Annotated in this window: 1 pseudogene; it reads left to right on the top strand. The window is 75.4% G+C overall.

The features are described 5' to 3' along the window. Window positions 1–563: pseudogene (locus DBR36_RS15935) on the top strand (glycosyltransferase family 2 protein); the annotation flags it as partial. Window positions 564–688 lie beyond the last annotated feature (125 nt).

Genomic DNA, 688 nt, shown 5'->3' with positions numbered 1-688 from the left:
CCGGCAGCGCCTTCGTCGTCGGCGCGTACGTGCGATTGCGGCCGGATGCCGACGGCCCGGGCTACACCGCCGCGGACGTCCAGCCGTGGGTCGCCGCCGCCACCGACCCCGCCCGCGAGGCGACGACGCTGGCCGCGCACCCCGCGGCATCCGGCAACATCGTCGCCTGGTCCAAGATGAGCCGCACCGACTTCTGGCGCGAGCACGCCCTGCGCTTCCCCGAGGGCCGCTACTACGAGGACCAGGTGCTCGCGCAGCGCATGTACACCCTCGCCCCGCACTTCGACGTGATCCCCGACGTGCTCGTCGAGTGGCGGCAGCGCCGCGACGGCGGCTCGATCACTCAGCGCCTGGCCGAGGTCGACGTGCTGCGCGACTACCTCGACGCCCTGGGCGAGGGCATCACCCTGCTGCGCGCGGCGGGGGCGGATGCCGCGGTCGCCTCGCGCGGGGCGCTCATCCGCACGCTCGATCTGCCGCCCCTGCTCGCGATCGCCGAGACGCACCCCGACCCGGCGTACCGCATCGCGCTCGAGGCGTTCGTGGAGTCCCTGCCGGCCTGAGCGCCGGCGCGTCGTGTGCAGGGCGCGTGCGTCTCTGCCGCCGGGAGGCGCCCCCGTGCACGCCGCCGTCCGTGCATAACGGCGGGAGGTGGGCCCGACACACCGACACCCGAGGCCCCCACCCC

It is taken from the genome of Microbacterium sp. HMWF026 (assembly GCF_003061325.1).
In the GTDB taxonomy this organism is placed as follows: Bacteria; Actinomycetota; Actinomycetes; order Actinomycetales; family Microbacteriaceae; genus Microbacterium; species Microbacterium testaceum_E.
This window is presented reverse-complemented; position numbering and strand designations above follow the sequence as displayed.